Raw genomic sequence first — 25773 nt, 5'->3', positions numbered from 1 at the left:
AAAAAGGGTTATGATGTTGAGTACACGTTCACCTCGTTATCACTTTTGAAGGAAGGTCACAAATGCTGAGTCTTTTGTGGGATATAGCGTATATGAGCGCACTGGTGTTTGTGTTGGGCTATGGTCTTCATTACATCGCCTACATGAAAAACCTGGGTAATGAAGCAGACATCGTCTCTGCCAAGTACTTAAAGCGCGATGAAAACGGAAAAAAACGCAAATTTAAAACGGGCAATGCGTTGCTTGATAAGTGGTTGGATTTTGGCGGTGGTTATTACGGCATTGTGGCCTTCATTAAGCTTATTTTTATTGAGATTGCACAAGTGCGCGAGTTTATACTTGAAGGGCCAGGTATCGTAGCATTTTTGCAAAGCCTAGGTATTGGAACAATAATTAGTTTTTTCATCGAGCAAATTACAAACTTCGTGTCCGCTATCATCTGGCCGGTCAATCTGATAGGACGCTTTTCTTTGCTTCAAGCCGCGCTGTTTATTGTGGTTACTTATTATGTGTGCGAATGGTCAAGGAAGCTGGCCCGCCAACAAGTTAACAAGGTACTTACCGTTGAGGAATAAAAAGGGCGCTGAAGTTCTTAGCGCCCCTATAGGTTAACTTTCACTGAGTTAGAAAACTAAATCAACTCCCAGCGTAATAGATTCGCTGTCACCCGCCACAGCCAAGTTAAAAGAATTGTCTTTTACTTTATCAAACTGCACTTTGAAAGCGGCCGACGGCACAAAATCCCAGCGTAATCCAATAAATGTGGTGTTGTGATCTTCTCCATCACCGTCATCGGCGTCTTTTTGCTCAAAGGTGGAATAGCCAATATAGGGGGTTAAATCATCATGACGATAGCCCACACTCACCATGGCAGTATCTAAATTACCGCCTAGGTCCAGACGGTTAAATTCAGTAAGGACAAACCAAGTACCCCAGTCAGCATTTGCCGCAAGACCATAAAACTTGCCATCGCGCTCTGTGCTACCATCGAACAAGGTTTGTTCACCGCTTCTGAAGCGTTCGTTAGTATAGCGCATATGCGTCAGTCTTAGTTCTAACCAGTCTTTGCTGAGGCCGAGAACTCCCCCCATAATATCCTTCCAAATTTCACGCGTTGGCTCTTGGAAGAAAAACTCACTAAGTAAGCGGTTTTCTTTGCTGTCTTCTTTACCTGTATACAGATTTCCAGTGACCGACCAGTCTCCCCATTGCCCGTTATACAAGAAATTAACGCCTTCATAGTTAAAAATCTGCCACGTGTAATTGTCTGCGGGCGGACGCATCCAAACATATGCATAGCCCACATCATAAAAATCTGAATAGTAAAAAAGTGGTAATCGTTTTTTGCCTGCCTGAACTGTCCAGGCGTCATTGATAACATAACTCAGATACGCCCACTCGAATTGCGCATCATAGTCATCAGCACCCCTAGCAACAATTTGAGCAGTGGCAGATAGCCCTTCTCCGATATCGGCATAAACTTGTAACCCAAACAGACTCTCTGGACTAAAAGAGATGTCTTCATCGTAGGCTGACACAATTGGATAATCCGCCAAAAATGTAGGTTCAAGACCAAATTGGGGGACACCAGACCCGCTTAGTACCTTACCGGCATTAATACTGGCAAAACCACTGAATCGCACTTCAGCAAATGATGAGGCTGAAATAAACAAACTGCATAAGGCAAAAATTATGATGCGTTTTTTCATTTTTTTGTCCCGAACCTGAATGTGAGCTTTTGTTTTTACAAACATTAGTTTAGTAAATGAACGACAGAAAGCTAATTTTGGTCATGAATCTTTACATAAAGCAGCATCCATGAGCAGGATCAGGTAAGTGCCGGAGCGTTATTACTGAAGAGAATTACTGGCAGTCAGTAAGTGCAGCCTCTAGCATTTCTTTGGTTTTGCTGTAGGTTGACTGAACCAGTTTGGCGTCGTTACTCGCTCGGTGTCGGCGACAGTCTTGGCGTTTTAGCATACTTTCCTTAACCCTATGCCATATCGACATTTGGGCCTCACTGAGAATTAACTCCAGCGGGCTCACATGAAATACCATATTGACGCCAACATCACCGAACAAGCGATTTATCCAGCTTGAATCTACGGTCCACCCATCAGAGTAGACCGTAGTTGTATTTAAAAAAGCATTTAATTGATGACAAACTCGGCGCGGATCTTCACCATGCTGAACGAGGTCTTGTTTTGAAATTCCATGTAGTCCCTCAGCTTGAGGATCCCAATGAGACCAATGTGGTAGCGGCTTTATCAAACGACAAAATCGTCTGCCGTCTGCCGTAATAACGCCCACTTCAATCGGATAGCTTTGACTACCAAAACCGCTAGCTTCAATATCGATGATCGTTGGCGTCATTATTGACATGAATTAAACACCTACCAATGTTACCAAAGTGTTAACAATTTATTACAGTAGCAGGCTTTGCAAAAGGATCAATCAAAATCCGCTTTGCTGTGGCGCTCAGGCAGCTGTTCAGATTCATCACCCCAGGTTTTATTCACTCTTAGTCCTCTTTTCGCTGCGGGTCTTGCATCGATCTCTTTTGCCCAGCGAACCACATGGCTATAACTCTCAACCTGCAAAAATGTGGCTGCATCGTATAGCCTGCCTAATACCAGAGCACCGTACCAAGGCCAAATAGCCATGTCAGCAATACTATAATCATCACCAGCAATAAACGGACGCGTCGCGAGTATTCTGTCGAGTACATCAAGCTGCCTTTTTGTCTCCATGGCATATCGGTTAATAGGATATTCATATTTTTCAGGTGCGTAGTTATAAAAATGACCAAACCCACCTCCTAGGAAAGGGGCACTGCCCATTTGCCAAAATAACCAGTTTAGCGTTTCTGTTCTTCCCGCGTGATCGCGTGGCAAAAAGGCCGAAAATTTCTCTGCTAAGTACACTAAAATAGCACCCGACTCGAATAGGCGGGTTTCGGGATCCTTGGTGGTATCAACAAGGGCTGGAATCTTTGAATTGGGGTTAATACTGACAAAACCACTGCCAAACTGATCACCCTCACCGATATTGATGGGAAAGGCATCGTACTCAGCATCGCTAAAACCCTTCTCAAGCAACTCTTCAAACATTAACGTTACCTTCACCCCATTTGGCGTCGCCATGGAATAAAGCTGAAACGGATGCTTGCCTCGTGGTAACCCCTTTTCAAACCGCGCACCGGCTGTCGGGCGATTTATCGCACCAAAAGTACCGCCATTCTCTGAATCAAACGCCCAAATTTCTGGAGGGGTGTATGTTGAATCTGACATTGTGTCTCCTGTTTACGCAGCGCAGGCACCACAGAACCTTTTTTCAAGCTCTGCAAAATGTTTCTCTGCGTGCTGTTTCATTATTTGACTTAAATGTGAGCGCAGCCAGCATAAACCTGCATCAGTTTCTTGGCGTTTGTGCCAAAAACTACCTATATGTGAACCAGGAATAGGTAATGGTGGCTCTGTTACGGCTACTCGACCACTGAAGATAGATTCTTCTAACGCAGTGGGTGGAACCACAGCAATCAAATCACTGCTTTCGATAAGACCGGGAACCGCCGAAAAATGATTCACCGACATTGCAATTCGTCGTTTTAAGCCATGCTGAGCCAGTACCTGATCTGTATACCCGGTTACGTCACCAGAGAGAGAAACCAATAAATGCGGAGCACTGGCAAACTCTTCCAGTGTAAGATCTTTTTTAGCCAAGGGGTGACCTGGCCGCATGATGCAAACATAGCAGGGGTTAAAAAGGAATTCGCTATGAATAACGGGCGACATCATGTTACCCATGGTACCGATAACTAAATCGACTTCGGCATCAATGAGCACTTTTTCGCCATTAGCAATGGTGTAGGGTATGGCGTGGATATTCACATTCTGCGCCTGTGCTTCAATAATCGCACGCAACGGTTTCCAGGCAATATCTACACCAGCGCTTGCGACTGCTATCCTGAAAGTTCGCGTTGACGTTGCAGGGTCAAAATCTTGCGGATCAACAGCTTCACTTAACGCTTGCAATGGAGTACGAACTTGCGTCCATAAATTTTGCGCAAACAACGTGGGCTGGATACGTCTGCCTTCCTTCACAAATAGTTCATCTTTCCAAACCATTCGCATGCGCGAAACGGCATTAGATACGGCAGGCTGTGTCATCGCCAAGCGTTCGGCCGCTCGGGTGATAGACCCTTCGGTCATGACAGCATCAAATACCATCAGTAAGTTTAATTCCTGAGTCCGCATAGGACCTCCCCGATACATTCTAAAAAGTGATGAGTTACATACTTTAATATAATTATATTTATTTTAATTTAGCCCTCATACTTGCCGCCGTCAAATCAAATTGGACTTGTTGAGGAGCAAACCATGAATTCACTTTCCCATGCTATTAAAGTGGCCACGTGGGCATCTATGACCCTTTTACTCTCTGCCTGTGGTTCACAGACAGAGTCAACGCAGATGCCACCAGCTCCAGAAGTGTCAGTCGCACAAGTGGTGAGTGAAAGGCTTACTGAATGGGATACTTTTACGGGCCGTCTTGAGGCGCCTCAAAGCGTGGAACTGCGACCACGTGTATCAGGATATGTAGATATTGTGGCTTACGAAGAGGGTGCCATCGTCAAAGCCGGTGACCCGCTTTTTTTCATTGATAACAGAGCCTACAAAGCCGAAGTCAAAAGGCTTGAAGCTGCTTTGAAAACCGCTAAAGCACGCTTCGTTTTGGCTGAATCCGAGTTTGCACGTGCACAGGATCTGGTCACGCAAAACGCCATCTCGATAGAACAGCTAGATCAACGCTTAGCACAATATCAGGAGGCAGAAGCCAATATTGCTGCCACCCAAGCTTCACTGGAGCTTGCTCGCCTTGAGCTCAGCTATACGCGTGTTGAAGCGCCAATTGCCGGGCGAGTATCTCGGGCTTTGGTGACTAAGGGCAACTATGTCAATGCCGGTCAATCAGTTCTGACCAACCTTGTCTCAGTTGGCAAAGTGTACGCTTACTTTGATGCTGATGAACGAACCTACCTGAATTATGCAAAGCTTAATAAAGAAGGAGCACGTCCGAGCTCTCGTAACCATAAAAACCCTGTTCTCATGGGCTTAGCTTCCGATCAAAATTTCCCCTATCAGGGCCACATTGACTTTGTAGACAACCAGATAAACCCTTCCAGCGGAACCATCCGTGGCCGGGCGGTGTTTGACAATGAGCAAGGCGATCTTATTCCCGGCCTATTTGCACGACTTAAGCTCGTTGGCAGTGCGGCTTATCAGGGCATTCTAATAGACGATAAAGCCATCGGCACAGACTTAAACAACAAGTTTGTGCTGGTATTGTCTGAAGACAATACTGTGCAATATCGTGCCATCACACTGGGTGATAAATTTAATGGCTTAAGAATCGTCAAATCAGGGTTATCTATAGACGATAAAATTGTCGTAAATGGCCTGCAACGCGTGCGCCCGGGTACACCCGTTACCCCAAAAATCGTTACTATGACGACAGACGCCAAACTGACCGCCATTAGGCATGCTCAGCATTTGCTCGATACGTTTGCAGTAACTGCAAAAGACAAGTCAAAAATAGCCGCGACACAACAAGCCCCAGATAGCGTAGTTGGAGGCTAACATGAATTTTTCAAACTTCTTCATTAGCCGGCCTATTTTTGCGGGTGTATTATCACTACTGATATTTATTGCTGGCGCGTTGGCACTAAACAAGTTACCAATCACCGAGTACCCTGACGTGGTGCCTCCCACTGTTGTTGTCACAGCCAGCTATCCAGGCGCAAATCCCAACGTCATAGCAGATACTGTAGCCTCACCACTTGAACAAGAAATCAATGGCGTTGAAGACTTACTTTATATGTCGTCTCAGGCAACGTCTGACGGTCGTATGACGTTAACATTAACGTTTGCCATTGGTACAGATCCAGACCGCGCGACAACGCTTGTTCAAAACCGTGTTGATCGTGCCCTACCACGTTTACCACAGGAAGTGCAAAGACTTGGCGTGGTAACCCAAAAGTCATCGCCCGATTTAACCATGGTGGTTCACGTTACGTCACCTGATGACGCATACGACATGCTTTACCTTTCAAACTATGCCCGACTAAATGTCAAAGACGAACTGGCCCGCATTGAAGGAGTCGGTGACGTTCAGCTGTTCGGTGCTGGTGAATTTTCTATGCGCATTTGGCTGGATCCCGAAAAAGTCGCCAACTTGGGCTTGAATCCTAGTGATATTGTTGCCGCAATCAGGGAACAAAACCAGCAAGCAGCGGCAGGTTCTTTAGGTGCTCAACCCTCTGGTAATAACGATTTTCAGTTGCTAATCAACATGAAGGGCCGCCTGGCAAGTGAGCAGGAATTTGGCGACATTATTATCAAAGTAAATGAAAACGGCGGTCTTTCACGCCTGCGTGATGTTGCCCGTATTGAACTGGGTGCCAACAATTACTCTCTGCGTTCCTTATTAGACAACAAACCCGCCGTTGCGCTGCCTATATTTCAAGCACCTGGCTCAAATGCGATCCAAATATCAGACGACGTGCGTGAGCAAATGCGCCTGCTGAAGCAGCGTTTTCCTGCTGGCATAGACTACAGTATTGTGTATGACCCCACAGTGTTTGTTCGCGGTTCAATCGATGCGGTACTCACAACGTTACTTGAAGCCGTGCTACTGGTTGTTCTCGTCGTCGTACTTTTTCTGCAAACGTGGCGCGCATCAATCATTCCCCTTGTCGCAGTGCCCGTGTCATTGGTTGGCACGCTGGCTGTCATGCACTTATTGGGCTTTTCTTTGAATGCGCTTTCCTTGTTTGGCTTGGTTCTGGCAATAGGGATAGTTGTGGATGATGCCATAGTGGTGGTAGAAAATGTCGAGCGCAACATTCAAGAGGGGCTGACCCCTATCGCAGCCACGCGAAAGGCCATGTCTGAAGTGACCGGCCCCATTTTCGCCATTACCTTAGTCCTGATTGCTGTTTTTGTGCCTACTGCTTTTATGTCTGGATTGACCGGTCAATTTTACAAGCAGTTTGCGCTAACGATTACGATTTCAACGGTGATTTCTGCTGTGAATTCACTCACGCTTAGTCCTGCACTTTCAGCGTTGTTGCTGAAACCCCATGATGCACCTAAAGACTGGCTGACTCGGATTATCGACAAGGCATTTGGACGGTACATTTTTACGCCCTTCAATCGCTTGTTCAAACGTTCTGCTGAAGGCTACAAAAATGGTATTGAAAAATTGGCTCGCACGAGTGCCATCATTCTGGTCTTGTATGCCGGGCTTATGGGATTAACCTATCAGCAATTTGCCAGCACGCCGACTGGCTATGTGCCCAGTCAGGACAAAATGTACTTGGTGTCTTTTGCCCAACTGCCTGATGCTGCATCGTTGGACAGAACTGAGGCCGTCATTCGAGATATGTCATCTATCATACTCAAACATCCAGGTGTCCGTTCGGCCGTTGCTTTTCCTGGTCTCAACATAAATGGTTTCACTAACAGCTCAAGCAGTGGCATTGTATTTGTGTCACTGGATGATTTTGATAAACGGCAAAGTCCGGACCTTTCTGCCAATGCCATCGCGCAATCACTAAACCAGCAATTTGGCAGTATTCAGGGTGCTTTCATCGCTATTTTTCCACCGCCGCCCGTGCAAGGCCTCGGGACAATTGGCGGCTTCCGTCTGCAAATTCAGGACAGAGGAAACTTAGGGTATGAATCGCTTTATCAGGTTACGCAGCAGGTCATGCAAAAAGCCTGGATGACACCTGAGCTGACGGGTGTATTCAGCAGTTATCAGGTGAATGTGCCACAACTTGACGTAGACCTTGACCGCACCAAGGCCAAGAGCCAGGGGGTTAACATTGATGATGTGTTCACCACAATGCAGGCCTACTTAGGCTCACTCTACGTCAACGACTTCAATCAGTTTGGCCGTACTTATCAGGTCAACGTCCAGGCGGAAGACAGTTTCAGGCAAGAACCTGAACAAATTACCCAGATTAAAGTAAGAAACGCTTATGGTGAAATGATCCCGCTGGGTTCCTTTGTTAATGTTGTACAAAGTGCTGGTCCAGACCGCGTTATGCACTATAACGGTTACACAACAGCCGAAATTAACGGTTCACCCGCAGCGGGCTTTAGCTCTGGTCAGGCACAGGCAAAAATGGCCGAGATACTTGAAGAAACGCTCCCCATAGGCATGGACTATGAGTGGACAGAACTTACCTACCAGCAGATCCTCGCTGGCAATAGTGCTCTTCTTATTTTTCCGCTCGTGGTCCTATTGGTATTTCTTGTGTTAGCTGCTCAATACGAGAGCTTGTCTATGCCCGTTGCGATTATTCTAATTGTACCTATGACTCTATTGTCAGCGATGACAGGCGTTATTCTGACTGGCGGTGATAACAATGTCTTCACCCAAATTGGGTTTATCGTTCTGGTTGGTCTTGCCATGAAAAATGCAATATTAATGGTAGAGTTTGCCAAAGAACTTGAAGACAAAGGCATGGCTGCCTTGGCAGCGATAAAAGAAGCAGGCAGGTTGCGATTGCGTCCAATTCTGATGACGTCCTTCGCCTTTATTATGGGCGTATTGCCTATGGCTATATCTTCAGGCGCGGGCGCAGAGATGCGTCAAGCAATGGGCATTGCCGTGTTCTCTGGCATGATAGGTGTCACGGTATTTGGTTTGCTGTTGACCCCCGTTTTTTATTACTTATTACGCAGAAAGCGGATAAAAAAGGCAGTTAAGCAAGCCTTACCTGCCTAGGGGTTTAGAGGCCCTTACACATGAAACTTGCTCAAACATTGTCTCCTCGACAAGTGTAAGGTGCCTCTCTTCATTGTTAATTTAATGTAAATGCTGCACTATGCTTTCCATACTTGTTTCAAGATGGAAACGAATATGTCGTTCATTCTCGCTATTGATCAGGGCACTACCAGTACCCGTGCCATTATATTCTCTTCCAAAGGGGAGCCTTTACACACTGCGCAGCAGGAATTTCCACAAGCTTTTCCTTGTGACGGCTGGGTGGAACACGACCCCGAGCAAATTTGGCAATCTGTACTTAACACGTGCCGCGAAGTATTGGCAAAGTCAGGTATTTCTGCGAATCAAATCAATACTCTGGGGATCACCAACCAGCGGGAAACAACCGTCATATGGGACAAAAGCACTTCTGTGCCCATATACCCTGCGATCGTATGGCAAGACAGGCGCACAGCCCCCTATTGTGAATCATTGAGTCAGGATGCTGAACTCGACGAGTACCTGCGCCAAAAAACAGGTTTACTGCTCGACCCTTATTTTTCTGCCACCAAAATCAAATGGATCCTCGATAATGTTACTGATGCAAGAACAAGGGCTGAAAATGGGGGATTAGCCTTTGGTACCATAGACACTTATCTTATTTGGAAGCTCACCGGAGGACGCTGTCACTATACTGACGCGACTAATGCATCAAGAACCTTATTATTTGACCTGGAAAAACAACAATGGGACCCACACTTACTTGAAACATTTTCAGTCCCTCAGACTTTGCTTCCCGAGGTCAAAGACAGTGCCGATGAGTTTGGCCTCGTCGACCCCACACTGCTCGGCGCCCCCATTCCCATTCAGGCCGTTGCCGGTGATCAGCAGGCCGCGCTGTTTGGGCAGACCTGTTTTGAAAAGGGCATGGCAAAAAGCACCTACGGGACAGGCTGTTTTATGATGCTAAACACAGGTGAAACACCACTTCGGTCAAACCACAAATTGCTAACTACCGTTGCCTATCGGCTCAATGGGCAACCTACCTATGCACTAGAAGGCAGCATATTCATGGCTGGCGCGACTGTGCAATGGTTGCGAGATGGGCTGCAACTGATCTCTCATGCCTCTGAAAGTGAAGCGCTGGCTAAAAAAGCCAGTAAGAATAATGGCGTATTCCTAGTACCGGCTTTCACAGGGTTAGGAGCACCCTATTGGGACCCTGACGCCAGAGGTGCCATCATGGGGTTAACCAGAGACACTGGTATTGCCGAAATCGTCGCTGCCGGACTACAGTCGGTTTGCTATCAAACTAAAGACCTGCAAAAGGCAATGGAAAGTGATGGTGCCAGGCCAATCACGCTGCGCGTCGACGGAGGCATGAGCAATAATGATTGGGTGATGGCCTACTTGGCTGATGTGCTAGGTGCACAAGTAGACAGGCCGAAGATTACAGAAACCACTGCATTAGGTGTCGCCTATCTCGCTGGACTGCAAGCGGGTATTTTTGAGAATTTTTCCGCACTCACCTCACTGTGGAAAATTGATAAATCGTTCACGCCTAAATTAACCAAAGCAGAGCGGGATGCGGCATATTCAGGATGGTGCCAGGCGGTTGAACGAGTGAGGCAACATTAGCCTGGATGAGCCCCTTAGCTAGTGCTCGTCAAATAGCGACTTATTGCGAATGTACTTTCGCATGTAATGGTAGGTAATCGGTCGCATTAGCCAGCTTTGTAATGACTTCAGAAAGCGCTCGTGAGTGGGCGTATTCTCATAAATTTGATCATCGTGCAGCCATAACATCTTTCCAACATGCCAAAAGTAGAAGGGAAAAGGCGGCATAAAAGTCACTATATCTAAGTCACAACAAATGCGGTACGTTTTATGATGGAGTAGGTAGTTTTTATACCAGGCACGACTTCCAACGGCGGGCTGGCCAAAGGTCACCACTCGTTTGACCGCTTTTTTGTGTGTCCTTTCGTAATAGTCCGCCAACAGCACAGCAACTGCGCCTCCTGAAGAATGGCCAATAAAAGTAAATCGCTTGCCCTTCGCTCTAAGCGGTTCAAGAACTTTGCACAACAACTCTCGCAAAGGCAATGCTTCATCAATTGTTTTTGTACTGGAATACATCGGCAGATTAAGAAAACGACGAAACCCCCAATGCACATGAAAATGGCAATCTACCTGCTGAATTTTAGCCGGTAAAAAAATCAGGTTTGCCAACCAATCTTTTACGCCTAAGGAGCCTCTGAAAACCACGATGACTTCCTTTTTATCCTCCATCCATAAAATTCTGACACTCTTTCGACCATATTTATCGACCAACTGACGCTCATGAAAGGGTGTAAGCACTTTTTGATAATGCGCCTCTGCATCTGGGTAGGCCAGTTGGCAAAGTATGGCATACCGCTCGTATTGATAACGTTTGAGCTTTTTCATCAACAATTGGGCTGTGAACATAGGTTTTATAAATTGGTGTAAATTAAGTCTACGCGCGTTGTATTGCATATTTATAAAAGTGTCACATTCTTATCATATACCCAATTGGCTTTTGAAAATTTGCCCCCACTTTTCAAAAAAAACCTTATTCGTCGTGCAACTATGACTTTGGCAAGCAAATTAAAAGCTATTGTGGAATCAACCCTGTTCCAAAACACTATCATTGGGTTGATTTTATTTAACGCCGTAACGCTGGGTTTAGAAACTACGGCGTTAGGTAAGCAACATATGGCTACCTTGCATATTGTGGATGTGGTTATCCTGTGCGTTTTCACTATTGAGCTGATTCTTAAGCTTATTGTTTACCGCAAAAGCTTCTTCAGTGGGGGATGGAATTGGTTTGACTTCATTATTGTCACCATTTCTTGGATGCCCACGAGTGGTGCCTTATCGGTATTACGGGCTTTCCGTATATTACGTGTATTGCGACTGTTCTCTGTGGTTCCGCAGATGCGCCGAGTGATAGGTGCGCTCGGACACTCATTACCTGGCATGGCGTCAGTCGTTGGCGTGTTAGGGATTATTTTTTATGTCTCAGCTGTACTGGTAACAAAACTATTTGGCACCCATAGCGACCCCAATATGCAAGAGTGGTTTGGCAGTATTGGCAGCTCTGCATATACCCTTTTTCAGGTGATGACACTGGAAAGTTGGTCTATGGGCATTGTGCGCCCTACTATGGAGATCTTTCCCTGGAGCTGGGTGTTCTTTGTACCCTTCATTATTATTACCAGCTTTGCGGTGCTGAATTTATTTATCGGGATTATTGTCGATGCAATGCAGATCATGCATGAAGAGGAAGATAAGGCCAAACCCGCACATGCAACGCAAGAAGACATCCATATGCTGCAAAGACAAATTGAACATTTAACAACCTTGGTTGAGCAACAAAAAAACAAAGCAAGTTAGCGCATTGATTTGAGATGTGGCCACCGGTGACCCTACACCGCTGGCCTTAGTCTAAAATTAGCTGAGTTATTTAGCTTGTTTTTTTATGTTGCATTGAGTTTGTCATCTGCTTTTTGTAGATTTTTTTGAAGTATATCTCTTAGCCTATGATTGTCCTCGCCGACCAAAGATAGTCCAGCTAAAAAGTTCGCTTTAGCCTCTTTGGGCCTGTCTAACTTTAACCAGACTTCCCCCAAACTATCTAGCGCGTTGGCGGAGTTTGGATGCAGATGCACATTGAACTGCATGATTAACAGTGCTGTTGCAGGCTGCTGTTTCTGCATGAGATAATCATACCCCATCCCATTTATTTGTCCTTCGGAAAGTGACAAGGTGCGCGCAAACGCTGTCATCTGGGAAAAGAATGTTGATTGATGTGCTTTCAGCGATTCCACAGAGACTTTCTCACCAACATTATCTAGCATACGGGTCATTTCAGTCATAGCGGCCTTAAATACCGTGCGTCGTTTTTCTCTGACTATGCTAGCTTGCTCAGAGGCCAATGCCACAGCTTTGTCAAAAGCTTCATCCTTGCTGACGCTAATATCAGGGACCACACCTGTACCTTCCCAATTTGTGCCAGTAACCGGGTTAATAGCTTTACCCGTCGCGATGAAAACACCAAAATGGTCATTGACTCGAAACATGCCTCCAGGATTGGCGCCGCCTCCCGTAGTTTCGCCAATAAGGACAGCCCGTTCACGAGTTTTCATGTTGTAACTGAATTCCTCTGCACCAGAAAACGTTCGACGACTGGTAAGCACATACAGTGGTATTTCTGGCAATTTTTGACCATTGACACTCTCTAGCGTCCAAAACTCATCAGTAACGTCACCCTCCCGCCAGTACAAGCTATTAAGGAGTAATTTTTCATCAAAGAAATAGCTGCATAGATACTGCACTGTAGAAGGTGAACCGCCGCCATTTTTACGTAAATCAATGATTAAGGCATCAGAAGATGCAAGCAGACTCATTGCTGCATCAATTGGTGCCTTTGCATTCGAAAGGTGCTGAAAACCGGTTAATTCAAGATAGCCAACATTCCCTTCAAGTTTGCGAACCTGATGAACGCCGTTATTTCTGTATCTGTCTCGTTCCTGTCTATCAAGCTGCTCATTAATTAGGTCTTCTTCCGTATGATGTTTACCACCAGACCTAGCAGCTCTGACCCTAAGATGTTTGTCACCGGTGACTTCTCTTAATGTGTCAGTAATGGTGTCTGCAAGTACCTTACTATCTGTAATATTATTGAATGCGCCTTCACCTAACTTATTGATGAGAAGCTCTGCAGTTTGCTTACCTTGTTCAGCAGACACATAATTGTTTTCCATTAATTTGCCCACTTGATGAACGGTATCCTCTATTACCGATTGATCAATTTCCTTTGCCGTCGCCATATTGCACTGTGCTATTAGCAACATACCAACACCTGTCAGAGAAATAAACTTCTTCATAATTAACCTCAATAAGCCATGAACAGATAAAAGATAGCAATATATGATTGATAAAAATTGTAAAAAAGTTAACGTGTTCAGCTTGCAGTTCGGGGGACATAACCGGCATTTAAACGCCGATTAATTTGATGGACAGAATCTATTTCAAGCAGAGAATCTCGCTTAATCAATTGCGAAGGTGTCAGAGGAAAAACCGACTTAAACTCCTTTATTAGATGTGCTTGATCATAGTATCCGCTAAGCAAACCAATGTCTGTGAGACTGTAATGAGGATACTGATATTGTAATAGTAAACAGTAATTTAACCGCCAAAGCTTTGATAGCTCCTTTGGTAATATTCCAATGGTAGATAAAAAATGATTACGCAGGGTCACTTTACTGACTTCAAATTGCTGGCATAAATCAGCAAGCTTTAAATTTCCTCTTTGCCTCATAATCATATTGCTGATGGATCTCACTCTTTTTGCGACCTGAAAATCATCCATAAATAGGTCTCGAATAAAACGCTCCAACAGCATTAAACGTGTTTTAAAGTACAGCCGCTCTTCAACGTGCCTATCAAACAAATACTCCAATAGTTTTGAACTATTTGCGCAGGGAGACCTAGTCAGTTCTTTCAGCTCTACAACCTTATTTTTTAGTTCATTGGGAGAGGCATTTAAACATGAAAACAGGGCAAAGGGCTTGATACGTGCTCCCCACACTTCCGTTTTTTTATCACATTGCCAAAAAAAGCATCGAGTTTGCTGTCCAATCAACCATACTCCGGGTGGCAATATTTGATTTATAAAAGCCTGTCCATTGAATGCAGAAAAAACTAACGCTTCTTTAGTGAAAATAAGTTCAAAGGTGCCTTGCGGCGGCTGAATAGCTGGCGTGTGACATGTGGGTGAAATCTGTTTAGACCAGAAGCACTCTATATGAGAAGACAACTCAGCACTGGGAAGCTGCTCCACATACATAATTGCTTACTCCTTACTAATCCTTCATCCAGAGCCTTATCATAATTGACATCAAACAAGTTACCAGCTTTTTACTATACCAATATGTAACATTTCATGCCCAGCAGACACAAAAAACGCCCACGTAAGGGCGTTTTCAAAAATTTGAATTAGAGTAGCTTATATCAGTGGCGCATCTTCCATATCAAAGCACCGACACCAATCAACAAAGCCCCTGATGCAGCCCCGAGCGGATTAGTTGCAATAAACGCCCAAGCTCCGCCTGCAAGCAATAAATATGGTTTTGAACGATAAACTGGCTCTGGAACCCAATAACCAAACATAAGCCTTCTCCTCTAAAAACTGGAATACTCCCTTTCCGCCTTAAAGTATAGACCAAAAAACGGACAGGGCAAGAATAGGCGAAATGTGTTTGCGTTACCAGCTTTATTTACTTTTCTAAGAAGGCCTGTTCAATAACATAGTGGCCCAACCGACGACTGTTTGCTTTTGTAAAACCCCAATCATTTAACAACATCATTAGGTCTTGCAGCATATTGTCGTTGCCACATAACATAAACCTGTCTTCTTCTGGCGAAAGGGAAGGCAGGACTAAGTCACTCAGCAGTTTGCCGCTCGTCAATAAATCGGTTATCCGCCCTTCATGCACAACCCCTTCATACTGATAAGGTTCTCTGGTAACGGTTGGGTAATATTTTAGCTTTTCCCGCACCAAGTCACCAAAATATTCATTGTTGGGCAATCTATCTCTGATCAGTTGTTCATAGGCCAACTCAGATCGCCAGCGCGTACCGTGAACCAAAATGACTTTTTCATACTGCTCGTAAACATCAGGATCCTGAATGACACTCATGAAAGGGGCTAGCCCTGTTCCCGTAGACAACAGGTACAATCTCTTTCCTGGGATTAGGTGTCCAGGAACCAATGTGCCTGTGGGCCTTGAACCAATTAGTATCTTGTCTCCCACCTTAATATTTTGTAGCTTTGACGTCAGGGCGCCGTCAGGTACCTTAATGCTGAAAAACTCGAGTTCTTCTGCATAGTTTGGACTGGCAATACTGTATGCACGTAATAGTGGTTTTCCATCCACTTCTAGGCCGATCATAATAAATTGACCATTTTCAAAGGTCAGCGTTTGCGAACGGGTGGTGCGAAAGCTAAACAACGTGTCATTCCAGTGGTGGACGTATGTGACCGTCTCAGTATTGGTTTTTCTCATGAATCCTTACTCTGTTTCCTTTGTTCTATTTCAGCACGCCGCATCGGCATCCTATCGATATCGCGGAATATTTCCTGCCACACTAAATCAGTGTAGTGGTGCTTAATTCCACCGTCTAAGCCTATCAGCAGACTTTCACCAGGGGAGACAGCATACGCGTTGTCAGGTTGAAGTGTAACGTTATCACCGTTATCGGGAAATCGCCTCACTGTCTCTTCAAAAACAACGATAAACCGCAACCGCCTCTCACTAAACGCCCATTCATATTGGTGCGCGTTAACAATGGATGCAGACATATCACTCTCACTTTCGGCATAATAAACAACAATGCGTGACTGCCATTTATATTGCGCCCAAAAGGGCGTTGCGGAAAGCGGCAAAGTCAATACGTTCAATAATAGAATTAGTGCGATGTTCTTCATGTTGATTTGATACGTAAACATAAGATACTTAGATTGTTGATAGTTGATGAAAGTACCTTGATGAATAAATTTTTTGTTATCACATGGCTGCTTTTTAGTGTGTGTTTTTCTTCAATGTCACTAGCAAGCGATTACGAAGCAGAAGGACCTCACATTCAAGTTCGCTTGCTTGCAGAACACAGTGGCCTCAAGCCTGGTAGTGTTCAAACACTGGCCATAGAAATGCGGCCTGATCCAGAATGGCATACATATTGGTTGAATCCCGGTGACAGTGGCGAGCCACCTGCAATACAGTGGCAGTCATCTGAAGCAATCACGTTCGGCGACATTCTGTGGCCAGTCCCGGCACCTATCCCAGTCGCGCATCTTGTGAATTACGGGTATAGCAATGCGCACTTGCTGATGGTGCCAATCACTGTGCCAAACACACTCACAGTGGGTGAAGTTGTTACCTTGACAGCAGACCTGACTTGGCTGGTTTGTAAAGAAGACTGTATCCCTGGTTCGGCGCAACTACGGTTATCGCTGCCTGTCACAGCGGAGTTGGCAAAATCAGTTCACGCTGATTTATTTGAACAGGCGCGCAAGGACTTGCCGCATGAGGTCACGTTGCAAGGTACGTTAGAAATAAACCGGGACAACATAGCGATCAGTTTCAATGCGCCGTCTGGATATGCGGCATCTCCCGAGCGTTGGACAGTACTGCCATTCCGTGGAGATGTCATTGACCACGCGGCCCCACAAAGCCAGGTCAGCAGCGAGGGGAAAATCAGTCTAGCGATACCAAAATCAGACTATTTCCCCAGCAAGCTCAACCAGGCCCGTTTTCTTGTAAAGCAAGGGAATAAAGGGTTTTACCTCGATGTATCCCAGGCAAACGTTGATGAAAGTAATGTTGAGAATTCATCCAGACATTCTTCTCTCACCCTTTCGCAACTTTTATTGTTGGCGGCAATGGCATTTGTAGGGGGGCTAATATTAAATATTATGCCCTGTGTATTACCTGTAATTTCAATAAAGGCCATGGCGCTAAATCAAGAGGCTAGCTCGCGTATACAGCAAATTGCCTACTTGGTAGGGGTGTTGCTCTGTTTCAATCTGTTTGCGCTCACGGTAATTGTTCTTCAGCAATCTGGTGAACAACTCGGATGGGGCTTTCACATGCAATCTCCATCAGTCATTATTCTGCTTGCCTTTTTGTTTACCTTTATTGCGCTTATTTTGTGGGACGTATTTACCGTAGGCACTACAATGTCTGATATTGGCGAAACCTTAGTGACAGGACACTCTGCAAAAAGCCATTTTTTTACTGGTTTACTGGCTGTTGTGGTTGCCTCACCCTGTACTGCGCCTTTTATGGCCTCAGCGCTTGGCGTTGCCATGGTCAGCGACACACTTACCACGCTTGTTATTTTTAATGCCCTTGCAGTCGGGTTTGCTTTGCCGATGACCTTGCTCTTTATGTCGTCCAACATACGTGGCTGGCTACCTAAACCCGGAGCGTGGATGCAAACGTTCAAGCACCTTTTGGCTTTTCCAATGCTCGCCACGGTTGCCTGGTTGTGTTGGGTGTATGCTGGTCAACAAGGCAACCAAGCGCAGTTCATCTTGTTGGTTTGTCTAGTGGTTTTTGCGATGTGCGGTTATCTGCTAGCACAGCTTAAAACTCTCGGCAAAATAGTATGTGGGTGTGTCATGCTGGCTTGTGTCCTAGCACCAATATCCTTGTATTCGTCCACCAATATTGACAAGTTAGCCCCCACCTCCGCACAGGCTTTTGATCCTGATTTGTTGCAAAGGCTAAGAAGTAAAAACGATATTGTTTTAGTTAACATGACAGCGGATTGGTGCATTACGTGTAAAGTCAACGAGCAAGTAGCGTTGACGACGCAACAGGTAAAATTAGCGTTAGATGCAGAAAATGTTCATTACATGGTAGGTGATTGGACTAACCGCAACCAACAGATTTTAGAGTACCTGCAACAATACGATAGGGCCGGCGTGCCTTTGTATGTTGTCTATGCAGGAAGCAATAAAGGGCGGGTGTTACCGCAAATATTGACCCCAGGGCTAGTTGTTGATGCCCTAACGACAGCCAAACAGGAGCTAAACAATGTCAATTAAAACTCTACTCGGCGCTTGCTGCGCGTTGTTAATCAGTGCCCAGGTATTTGCCAGTGCAAAAGTGGGTTCCACGGCCCCTAATTTCACACTGAAGGATAGCCATGGCAATACTGTGACTTTATCAGATTTTGCGGGCAAGCACGTTGTACTGGAATGGACTAATCATCAGTGCCCTTACGTTGTTAAACACTACGGCAGTGACAACATGCAGTCTTTGCAGCGAGATTATACGAGCCAAGACGTTGTATGGTTATCCATTATTTCTTCTGCACCCGGTAAGCAAGGTCATGTGAGTGCTGATAAAGCTAACGCGCTAACCTCATCTCGTGGTGCCGCTCCCACCCATGTACTGTTTGACCCTGAAGGCACAGTAGGCAAACAATATGCAGCAAAAACGACGCCGCATATGTATATTATTGACCCACAAGGAGTCTTGCAATATGCAGGCGCCATTGACAGCATTAAGTCAACTAATCCGAAAGACATCCCCAAGGCTGTTAACTATGTAACAGCAGGCATGATGGCTCTTGAAAAAGGCCTGTCACCTGATCCTGACCTTACAATCCCTTACGGTTGTTCGATTAAATACAAAAGCTAGCGAATAGGCAGGCTTGGAGAGCTCACTAGGCCTGCCCTATCAACTTACTGTCTTAGGTATTGATAGTGAAAGCGCAAATGTTCATCAATAAATGTTTGAATAAAGTAGTAACTATGGTCGTAGCCAGGTTGCATTCTTAGAGTGATGTTCACACCACTCTTAGTTGCCGCACTCTGCAACGTCTCTGGCTTTAGTTGCTCTTTTAAAAACGTATCCCTGTCTCCCTGATCAATCAATATGGGCGGCGCAAGGTGGCAATTTGCCAGCAAATGACTAGCGTCATACTCTTGCCACTCACTTTGGTTAGCCCCGAGGTATGCAGTAAATGCTTTTTTTCCCCATGGGCACTGCGTTGGATTACTGATGGGACTAAATGCAGAAATGCTTTGATACTGGCTCATATTACTCAAACCAATAACTAAAGCACCGTGCCCACCCATGCTGTGCCCAGCCAGTGATTTTCTGTTCGATACCGGAAAATTGGCTTCAATCAAAGCCGGAAGTTCATGGGTAATGTAATCATACATCTGAAAGTGCTGTGACCAAGGCGCTTGTGTCGCATTGACATAAAACCCAGCGCCCTGACCCAAATCATAGCTTTCATCATCTGCAACGCTCTCGCCTCGGGGGCTGGTATCAGGTGCGACTATCGCAATTCCCAATTCAGCTGCCGTACGAAATGCACCTGCTTTTTGCATAAAGTTTTCGTCTGTACAGGTAAGACCTGACAGCCAGTACACCACGGGCACACGATTATTTTGGCTGGCCTGCGGCGGTAAAAATACCGCAAACCGCATGTCACATTGACACCGGGATGAGCTATGTGTGAATTGCTGATGCAGCCCATCCCATACTTTTGTTTCGCTCACCATTTCCATCGCTACTAGTCTCCCTGCTGTAAATGCACGACTGAACGAATACTTTTACCTTCATGCATCAGGTCAAAAGCATCATTGATCTGCCCAAGGGACATGGTATGGGTAATAAACGGATGCAGGTCGAAGTCACCGGCTAGGTACTGTTCAACAATGCCCGGTAGTTCGGTTCTTCCTTTCACGCCACCAAAAGCCGTTCCGCGCCATACGCGACCGGTTACCAACTGAAAAGGTCGGGTTGAGATTTCTTGCCCCGCTCCCGCTACGCCTATAATTACTGATTCACCCCAGCCTTTATGGCAGCATTCAAGTGCTTGGCGCATAACATCGACATTGCCAATACATTCGAAAGAAAAATCTACGCCACCATCGGTCATATCAATGATGACGTCTGTAATTGACTGCTCAAAGTCTTTAGGGTTAATAGTGTCGGTTGCACCAAGTTGCTTGGCTAACTCAAATTTACTGGTATTAATGTCTACACCGATGATGCGACCGGCACCCGCCATTTTGGCTCCGATAATGGCAGATAAACCAATGCCACCCAAGCCAAAAATCGCAACAGAATCGCCCGGTTGTACTTTAGCGGTATTCAATACAGCACCCATGCCTGTGGTCACGCCGCAACCTAACAAGCACACTTCTTCCAACGGTGCCGTCTTATTCACTTTGGCCAGAGATATTTCTGGCAACACAGTATATTCAGAAAAGGTTGAACAGCCCATGTAGTGATAAATGGGCTTGCCGTTTTGGCTAAACCGGCTGGTACCATCTGGCATCAGGCCCTTGCCCTGAGTTTCCCTTACTGCCTGACAAAGATTGGTTTTGCCTGACTGACAAAATTTGCACTCCCGACATTCAGCGGTATACAAAGGGATCACATGGTCGCCCACAGCGACACTGGTCACGCCCTCGCCTACCATCTCAACAATGCCACCACCTTCATGGCCCAATATGCTAGGGAAAACCCCCTCTGGATCGTCCCCTGAAAGCGTAAACGCATCAGTATGACACACTCCCGATGCCACGATGCGAACTAACACCTCACCTTTCTTAGGCAGTTCAACATCAACATCTTCAATGGATAATGGTGCGCCTGCTTTCCAGGCCACGGCAGCCTTGCAGCGAATAGATGTTTGTCCTGGTTGCAATGATAGTGTCATAGGGTCTCCTGATTATTGCAGATTCTTGGGAATTTTTAATGTAGCTGTTGCTACGCTGACTTCCATTAAAAAGGCCACTAACCCGCCGGTAATAAATGAAATACTTAACATAAACATAACCATGAGAACGGTTTCCAGGTTATAGCTAACCAAGCCACTTAACATGAGTAAAATAATGTCCATACACACGATCACGGCAGCCGTTGTTAGAAAGCTAATGGACCAATTGGCCATTTTCAAACGTTTGTCCAACGAACTGAGCTCTTTTTTGTTTTGCGAAGACAGCTGAAGATTATGGTGTGATATTTCGTTTTCGTACCAACGAGCGCGATCAATGACTCTGGCAACACGTCCAGTTACCACATTAATCATGGTACCAATGGCCACCAGCAGGAATACTGGTGTTAATGCCAATTGAATAATCTCAACTATGTTTTGGGTATTTTCTAAAGCCAAATGCGCTGTCCAGGTTCAATGGTCATGCCTGAAACATTACAACACTACGCGGTTTTTTCCCATGGATTTAGCCTGATAAAGGTTAGCATCGGCCGTGTTGAGCAATTCCTCTCCGGCGGGATACTGATCGAACTGGTGATTCAGGGCGAGACCAATACTGACGGTCACCTTTTCTTTAAGTGTTTTGTCTGGCCCGTTCGCCATGTGTTCAACGCCAGTAAGTATGTGTTGACACATGGCGAGTGCTGACATTTTGTTAGTATTTGGCATAATACATACGAATTCCTCACCACCAAATCTTGCCACTATATCAGTGGGGCGTTTTAGACAGTGGGTTACCACCTTGCTTACCTCCTGCAGGCAGCGGTCCCCAGCCAAGTGGCCATAACGGTCGTTGTAATGCTTAAAATTGTCTACATCAATCATGATCAAGGCCATTTCGGTGTTTGACCGTTGAGAAAAACTAAGTAAAGACGGCATGACTTCATTGAAGTAGCGTTTGTTGTATACCCCTGTTAATCCATCTCTGAAGGCCAAATCCTCAAGCATTTCATTGCTAAACTTTGAGGACAAGTGAGATTGAAGGCGTCTTATCAATGTTTGGGTATTGATAGGCTTTGTCACAAAATCAGACCCACCAGCGTCCCAACAAGCATTTTCAGCTTCGATTCCGGTATGCGCCGTGATAAAGACGACAGGCACCGCATGGGTACTGAGACTGGTGCGAATTTTTCGGCAGACTTCCAGTCCGTCTATACCTGGCATCTCGACATCCAACAACACAATATCGGGCTTATAGACATTACAGTATTCAATGGCTTCAAGCCCTGAGTAGGCTTGGTCCACCTCAAAACAATGACTTAGCTGATGAGCAATAAGCTCTCTTGTGATCGAGTCGTCATCAACCAACAAAACGGTTGCCTTTTTGACGCGTTGGGTAAGTTTGGCACTGAGCTGCCTGATGAGTAGTGTGTCGAGTTCTTTTAAATTATTCATGGTTATATTTTTAGGGTGAAAAATACCGTTTTATTCACCCGCTGCTGGGCCAATTACCTACACATCATAGAGGTCTGAACAAAGCGTTTTCACGCTGCCCGCTTGTTCACTATACAATTGTGTTTAAGTATAGTACTTATATCGGCTGTAAACGAAAAAATACAATATATTTTCAATTTTTGATATTTGTTAACACAGTGAGAATCGCTTCTTCCCATCTATAAAAGGATGAGTACCGACCAATACCGTGCTCAAGTTCTGGGGTGCCCGTGATGAAATATAAATATGCGTCGCCCGTTTCCCGGTGATAAAAAAAGCCTGATAACAGCCCATATGCTTCACCAGTATGGCCTTTAAGGCCGCCATTGTACCCCTCAAATGGCATGTCTCCGCCTTGCTTTGTATTACGCCCGATTAAATGATGCACAGACAATCCATAGGACTGCATCAACCCATAATAGGTGTCGCCATTGGCTTGTAAGCCTTCATGCCCATTGAACCGCCAATTCACCTTCTCCATCGCCGACACAGTTTCAGGTTTCAGTATCTGCACACCATTATAACTACCTTTATTAATCAGCACTTTTGCCAACTTAGCCAAATCTGCTATTGAGATGCGCAGTCCTCCTTGGGGTGAAAAGAAGGTTCCGTTTGTGCCTATTTTGTAGTCCGCCAAATCAAAATGTTCCGTATCAGCGGTGCTTTTAGTGTCTGGGTTTTCAGTTTGAATAGTATTGTCAGGCCTGACTCCGTGATAATTATCAACCTGAGCAACCCATTGATTATCTTGCTTCCGGTAAAGAGGGTGCACTTCATTAAAGCCCTCATCTGACATCAAGCGAACGTTAAATGCAGCGTCAATAGATAGCGGTTTAAAAAGGTATTCGTCCATATAAAGGTCAAACCGCTGACCGCTCACACGTTCAATTAAGGTACCCAACACTCCAAAGTTTAAATTTGAATAATGAAAATAAGCTCCCAAAGGCAAGCCATTTTGCTGAGTCGAATCGGCAAAGTGAGCGCCGTTATCCCAGTATTTACCTGATGGCTCAAAAAATGACTGAATAGTATGGTTTGGCCCAATAGAATACTGTTGGCCGTCAAGGATCCCAGAAGTATGAGACAGCAACATTCGTGTAGTAATCTGTTGTTGCGGATAATGCGGATTTCGCAATGCAAACCCTAAGTACTCGCTTACGTCGGTATCTAAGCCCAGTATACCTTGCTCAACTAATTGCATTACGCCAATCGCGGTGACTAATTTGGATATAGATGCAATGCGAAATTTACTGTGTTCTGTGTAGCCTTTGTCATGAGCGATGTCGGGGTGTCTTTTGGCATATACGTACTCCACCTCGCCGTCTGACAACTTTAGGGCGACCAGTCCTGCGATCGCCGCATCTGGGTTATTCCAACCTAACAGTACCTCATCCAATTGCTGGGTTGCTGAATCATGGTTACCAGCAAAGGCTGAAAAAATCATGCTCAAAGACACTATGGTGGTGAGTAATCGCATTTTCATCACATTCTAACTTCAAGGTTTAACCCTACCATACCACTGGGAGTCAGAACCCAGCAACTAGGCTACCAAGGGGCTATTTTTCAGCAAAGCTCAACGGCATAGAAGCCAGGGCTGACGCGCGAGAATTGATTGCTCCTGATTGCGTCGCCACTCTATGTGCTAATTGCTGATTAGCATTTGACACTTCATTGATCGACTCAACATTTTTGGCAATTTCAGCTGCCACTACACCTTGCTCTTCTGCTGCGCTCGAAATTTGTATGGTTAGGTCTGAAATGTGAGAGACATCATTGTAAATCTTCTCGATTTTTACCAGGGTGGCACCCGTTTCAGAGACACATTCGTCGGCTTTAAGCTTGCTTTCCCGCATAGTCTCAGACCAGCTCATAAGTGTTGAGCGAATATCGTTCATCGATGATTGTATTTGCTCAGTCGCTGCATGAGTCCTGGACGACAGCGCTCTTACTTCTTCAGCAACTACGGCAAAACCTCTGCCATGCTCACCTGCTCTGGCCGCCTCAATAGCAGCATTCAATGCCAGCAAGTTGGTTTGGTCTGCAATACCTTGAATCTCTTCAGTTATGGTGCCAATTTGTTCAGCTTCCGCAGACAGTTCATTGGCAGCAATGGAAGACTGTGCAACATCATCAGCTAAGGTCGCTACAGCTTGTCGTGTTTGTTCCATAGACTCTGTGGCTCCACGACAATCCTGGTGCACCCCTTCCACCTTTGCTGCCGTATCAGAAGTATTTGCTGCCACTTCTTTTATCGTGACGGACATTTCCTCCATGGCTGTTGCCAGCTGATGTAGCTCGTTAGTTTGCTGCTGTACGCCATCCAGGGTTTTAGCAGAGACATCATCAAGCTCTTCTGAACTACTGAGCAAAAGCTTTGCACCATCCGCCACTCTCCCCAAAATGGTTTTTGTGCGCCCTTGATGAAGCGATTCATGAAACGCCATGATGCTCACTGCATCAGTGCCTGAGTAGACTAGGCGGGACACGCTGTCGTATTTTTCTTTTTTTCCGTTAAGCGCTCTGGGCAGGATAAACAGCTCTTCCGCAAAACAAAGCAACGCCAGTAGCGGAATGAAAAAACTCATCAGTGGATAATAAAGAGCAGAAAATGCCACCAGCATAGAAAGTACAATGAACCCTGCACGGCGAAACTGCATTTGCTGCCAAATAGGCTGCTTCGGCAAGCCTTTGCTGTTTATAGAGGCATATAATGTTTGTGCACGTTGCTTAGTTTCTGGTGGAAAAACCGCCCTGACCGACTGATAACCTGTGAGTTCTCCATTTTTAAATACAGGGGTAACAAAGGCATCGACCCAGTAGTAGCGACCGTCTTTGCAACGGTTCTTAACGGCGCCACGCCAAGACTTGCCTGCTTTGAGCTTTTCCCACATATCAGCAAATGCCGCTTTAGGCATATCTGGGTGCCGAACAATATTGTGGTTTTTGCCAATCAATTCACACTCTGTAAAGCCAGCAACACGACAAAACTCGGGATTTGCGTATTGAATAACGCCCCGAGTATCGGTAACAGACACTAACTCTTCATGTTCACTGAAGGTGACTTCTTCATTAATAATCTGCTGATTGCGCCGCACTGTGTTCCTCCATCGAGTGGCAAAAGGTCTCTATTATCTACTGATAGATGTGAATAATCTTTAGAGAATAGATAGGTGTAATATTGTTGTGATAATTATAAATGAAAAAATAAATTAGTTAGTGCTACTTCTTTAAAAAAGC

Annotated in this window: 23 protein-coding genes; 7 read left to right on the top strand and 16 right to left on the bottom strand. The window is 45.4% G+C overall.

What is annotated here, in order from left to right; genetic code table 11:
- The first annotated feature begins 62 nt into the window (after positions 1–62).
- Positions 63–575 carry a hypothetical protein gene (locus DRW07_RS01460; protein WP_124026109.1) on the top strand — a complete coding sequence of 171 codons (513 nt, stop codon included), beginning with the start codon at positions 63–65 and terminating at the stop codon, positions 573–575.
- A 48-nt stretch (positions 576–623) separates the two neighbouring features.
- Here DRW07_RS01460 and DRW07_RS01455 read toward each other — a convergent pair whose 3' ends face one another.
- The 4 genes from DRW07_RS01455 to DRW07_RS01440 form a co-directional block, all read right to left on the bottom strand.
- On the bottom strand, positions 624–1709 hold the full coding sequence (locus tag DRW07_RS01455) for a porin (RefSeq protein WP_124026108.1): 1086 nt from the start codon (positions 1707–1709) through the stop codon (positions 624–626).
- Positions 1710–1863: 154 nt separating this feature from the next.
- Complete coding sequence (locus DRW07_RS01450; RefSeq protein ID WP_124026107.1) at positions 1864–2382, bottom strand: 3'-5' exonuclease family protein; 519 nt, start codon at positions 2380–2382, stop codon at positions 1864–1866.
- A gap of 68 nt (positions 2383–2450) precedes the next feature.
- Entirely contained in the window at positions 2451–3290 is an 840-nt protein-coding gene (gene yghU, locus DRW07_RS01445) for a glutathione-dependent disulfide-bond oxidoreductase (RefSeq protein ID WP_124026106.1), read from the bottom strand.
- 12 nt (positions 3291–3302) lie between these two features.
- Positions 3303–4256 (bottom strand): LysR family transcriptional regulator, encoded by a 954-nt coding sequence (locus DRW07_RS01440; RefSeq protein WP_240630474.1) that lies wholly within the window; start codon positions 4254–4256, stop codon positions 3303–3305.
- Between the two features lie 123 nt (positions 4257–4379).
- On the opposite strand from DRW07_RS01440, the gene DRW07_RS01435 reads away from it, so the two are divergent.
- From DRW07_RS01435 to glpK, 3 genes are all read left to right on the top strand, one after another.
- Positions 4380–5639, top strand: a complete 1260-nt coding sequence (locus DRW07_RS01435; protein WP_124026105.1) for an efflux RND transporter periplasmic adaptor subunit — start codon at positions 4380–4382, stop codon at positions 5637–5639.
- Position 5640: 1 nt separating this feature from the next.
- The gene (locus DRW07_RS01430) at positions 5641–8796 is read left to right on the top strand and encodes an efflux RND transporter permease subunit (protein ID WP_124026104.1); all 3156 of its coding nucleotides are present in this window, start codon (positions 5641–5643) and stop codon (positions 8794–8796) included.
- A 135-nt stretch (positions 8797–8931) separates the two neighbouring features.
- Positions 8932–10413, top strand: a complete 1482-nt coding sequence (gene glpK, locus DRW07_RS01425; protein WP_124026103.1) for a glycerol kinase GlpK — start codon at positions 8932–8934, stop codon at positions 10411–10413.
- A gap of 18 nt (positions 10414–10431) precedes the next feature.
- Here glpK and DRW07_RS01420 read toward each other — a convergent pair whose 3' ends face one another.
- Positions 10432–11220, bottom strand: coding sequence for a lipase family protein (locus DRW07_RS01420; RefSeq protein WP_124026102.1), 789 nt, complete (start codon positions 11218–11220; stop codon positions 10432–10434).
- A 162-nt stretch (positions 11221–11382) separates the two neighbouring features.
- Here DRW07_RS01420 and DRW07_RS01415 point away from each other — a divergent pair, with 162 nt between their 5' ends.
- On the top strand, positions 11383–12189 hold the full coding sequence (locus DRW07_RS01415; RefSeq protein WP_124026101.1) for an ion transporter: 807 nt from the start codon (positions 11383–11385) through the stop codon (positions 12187–12189).
- An 83-nt stretch (positions 12190–12272) separates the two neighbouring features.
- On the opposite strand, the gene DRW07_RS01410 is transcribed toward DRW07_RS01415, so the two are convergent.
- The 5 genes from DRW07_RS01410 to DRW07_RS01395 form a co-directional block, all read right to left on the bottom strand.
- Positions 12273–13682: a S41 family peptidase gene (locus DRW07_RS01410; RefSeq protein ID WP_124026100.1), complete on the bottom strand. Its 1410-nt coding sequence runs from the start codon at positions 13680–13682 to the stop codon at positions 12273–12275.
- A gap of 77 nt (positions 13683–13759) precedes the next feature.
- The gene (locus DRW07_RS01405; protein ID WP_124026099.1) at positions 13760–14644 is read right to left on the bottom strand and encodes a DUF6597 domain-containing transcriptional factor; all 885 of its coding nucleotides are present in this window, start codon (positions 14642–14644) and stop codon (positions 13760–13762) included.
- Between the two features lie 164 nt (positions 14645–14808).
- The gene (locus DRW07_RS18235) at positions 14809–14967 is read right to left on the bottom strand and encodes a hypothetical protein (RefSeq protein ID WP_165870358.1); all 159 of its coding nucleotides are present in this window, start codon (positions 14965–14967) and stop codon (positions 14809–14811) included.
- Between the two features lie 107 nt (positions 14968–15074).
- On the bottom strand, positions 15075–15863 hold the full coding sequence (locus DRW07_RS01400; protein ID WP_124026098.1) for a ferredoxin--NADP reductase: 789 nt from the start codon (positions 15861–15863) through the stop codon (positions 15075–15077).
- A complete protein-coding gene (locus tag DRW07_RS01395) occupies positions 15860–16285 on the bottom strand; it encodes a DUF4174 domain-containing protein (RefSeq protein ID WP_165870357.1) in 426 nt (141 codons plus the stop codon). The genes DRW07_RS01400 and DRW07_RS01395 overlap by 4 nt, the downstream gene beginning before the upstream one ends.
- Before the next feature lie 60 nt (positions 16286–16345).
- Here DRW07_RS01395 and DRW07_RS01390 point away from each other — a divergent pair, with 60 nt between their 5' ends.
- Positions 16346–18409: a protein-disulfide reductase DsbD family protein gene (locus DRW07_RS01390; RefSeq protein ID WP_124026096.1), complete on the top strand. Its 2064-nt coding sequence runs from the start codon at positions 16346–16348 to the stop codon at positions 18407–18409.
- Positions 18399–19007, top strand: a complete 609-nt coding sequence (locus DRW07_RS01385) for a redoxin domain-containing protein (RefSeq protein ID WP_124026095.1) — start codon at positions 18399–18401, stop codon at positions 19005–19007. Before DRW07_RS01390 ends, DRW07_RS01385 begins: the two co-directional genes overlap by 11 nt.
- A gap of 44 nt (positions 19008–19051) precedes the next feature.
- Here DRW07_RS01385 and fghA read toward each other — a convergent pair whose 3' ends face one another.
- From fghA to DRW07_RS01355, 6 genes are all read right to left on the bottom strand, one after another.
- Positions 19052–19885, bottom strand: coding sequence for an S-formylglutathione hydrolase (gene fghA, locus DRW07_RS01380; protein WP_124026094.1), 834 nt, complete (start codon positions 19883–19885; stop codon positions 19052–19054).
- Positions 19886–19890: 5 nt separating this feature from the next.
- Positions 19891–21045, bottom strand: coding sequence for an S-(hydroxymethyl)glutathione dehydrogenase/class III alcohol dehydrogenase (locus DRW07_RS01375; protein ID WP_124026093.1), 1155 nt, complete (start codon positions 21043–21045; stop codon positions 19891–19893).
- Between the two features lie 12 nt (positions 21046–21057).
- Entirely contained in the window at positions 21058–21501 is a 444-nt protein-coding gene (locus DRW07_RS01370) for a DUF2721 domain-containing protein (protein ID WP_240630473.1), read from the bottom strand.
- A 36-nt stretch (positions 21502–21537) separates the two neighbouring features.
- Positions 21538–22497 carry a GGDEF domain-containing response regulator gene (locus tag DRW07_RS01365; protein WP_124026092.1) on the bottom strand — a complete coding sequence of 320 codons (960 nt, stop codon included), beginning with the start codon at positions 22495–22497 and terminating at the stop codon, positions 21538–21540.
- A gap of 172 nt (positions 22498–22669) precedes the next feature.
- A complete protein-coding gene (locus tag DRW07_RS01360; RefSeq protein WP_165870356.1) occupies positions 22670–24013 on the bottom strand; it encodes a serine hydrolase domain-containing protein in 1344 nt (447 codons plus the stop codon).
- Between the two features lie 79 nt (positions 24014–24092).
- Entirely contained in the window at positions 24093–25631 is a 1539-nt protein-coding gene (locus DRW07_RS01355) for a methyl-accepting chemotaxis protein (protein WP_124026090.1), read from the bottom strand.
- Between the last annotated feature and the right edge of the window lie 142 nt (positions 25632–25773).

This window comes from Paralteromonas sediminis (assembly GCF_003820355.1).
Lineage (GTDB): Bacteria > Pseudomonadota > Gammaproteobacteria > Enterobacterales > Alteromonadaceae > Alteromonas_F > Alteromonas_F sediminis.
This window is presented reverse-complemented; position numbering and strand designations above follow the sequence as displayed.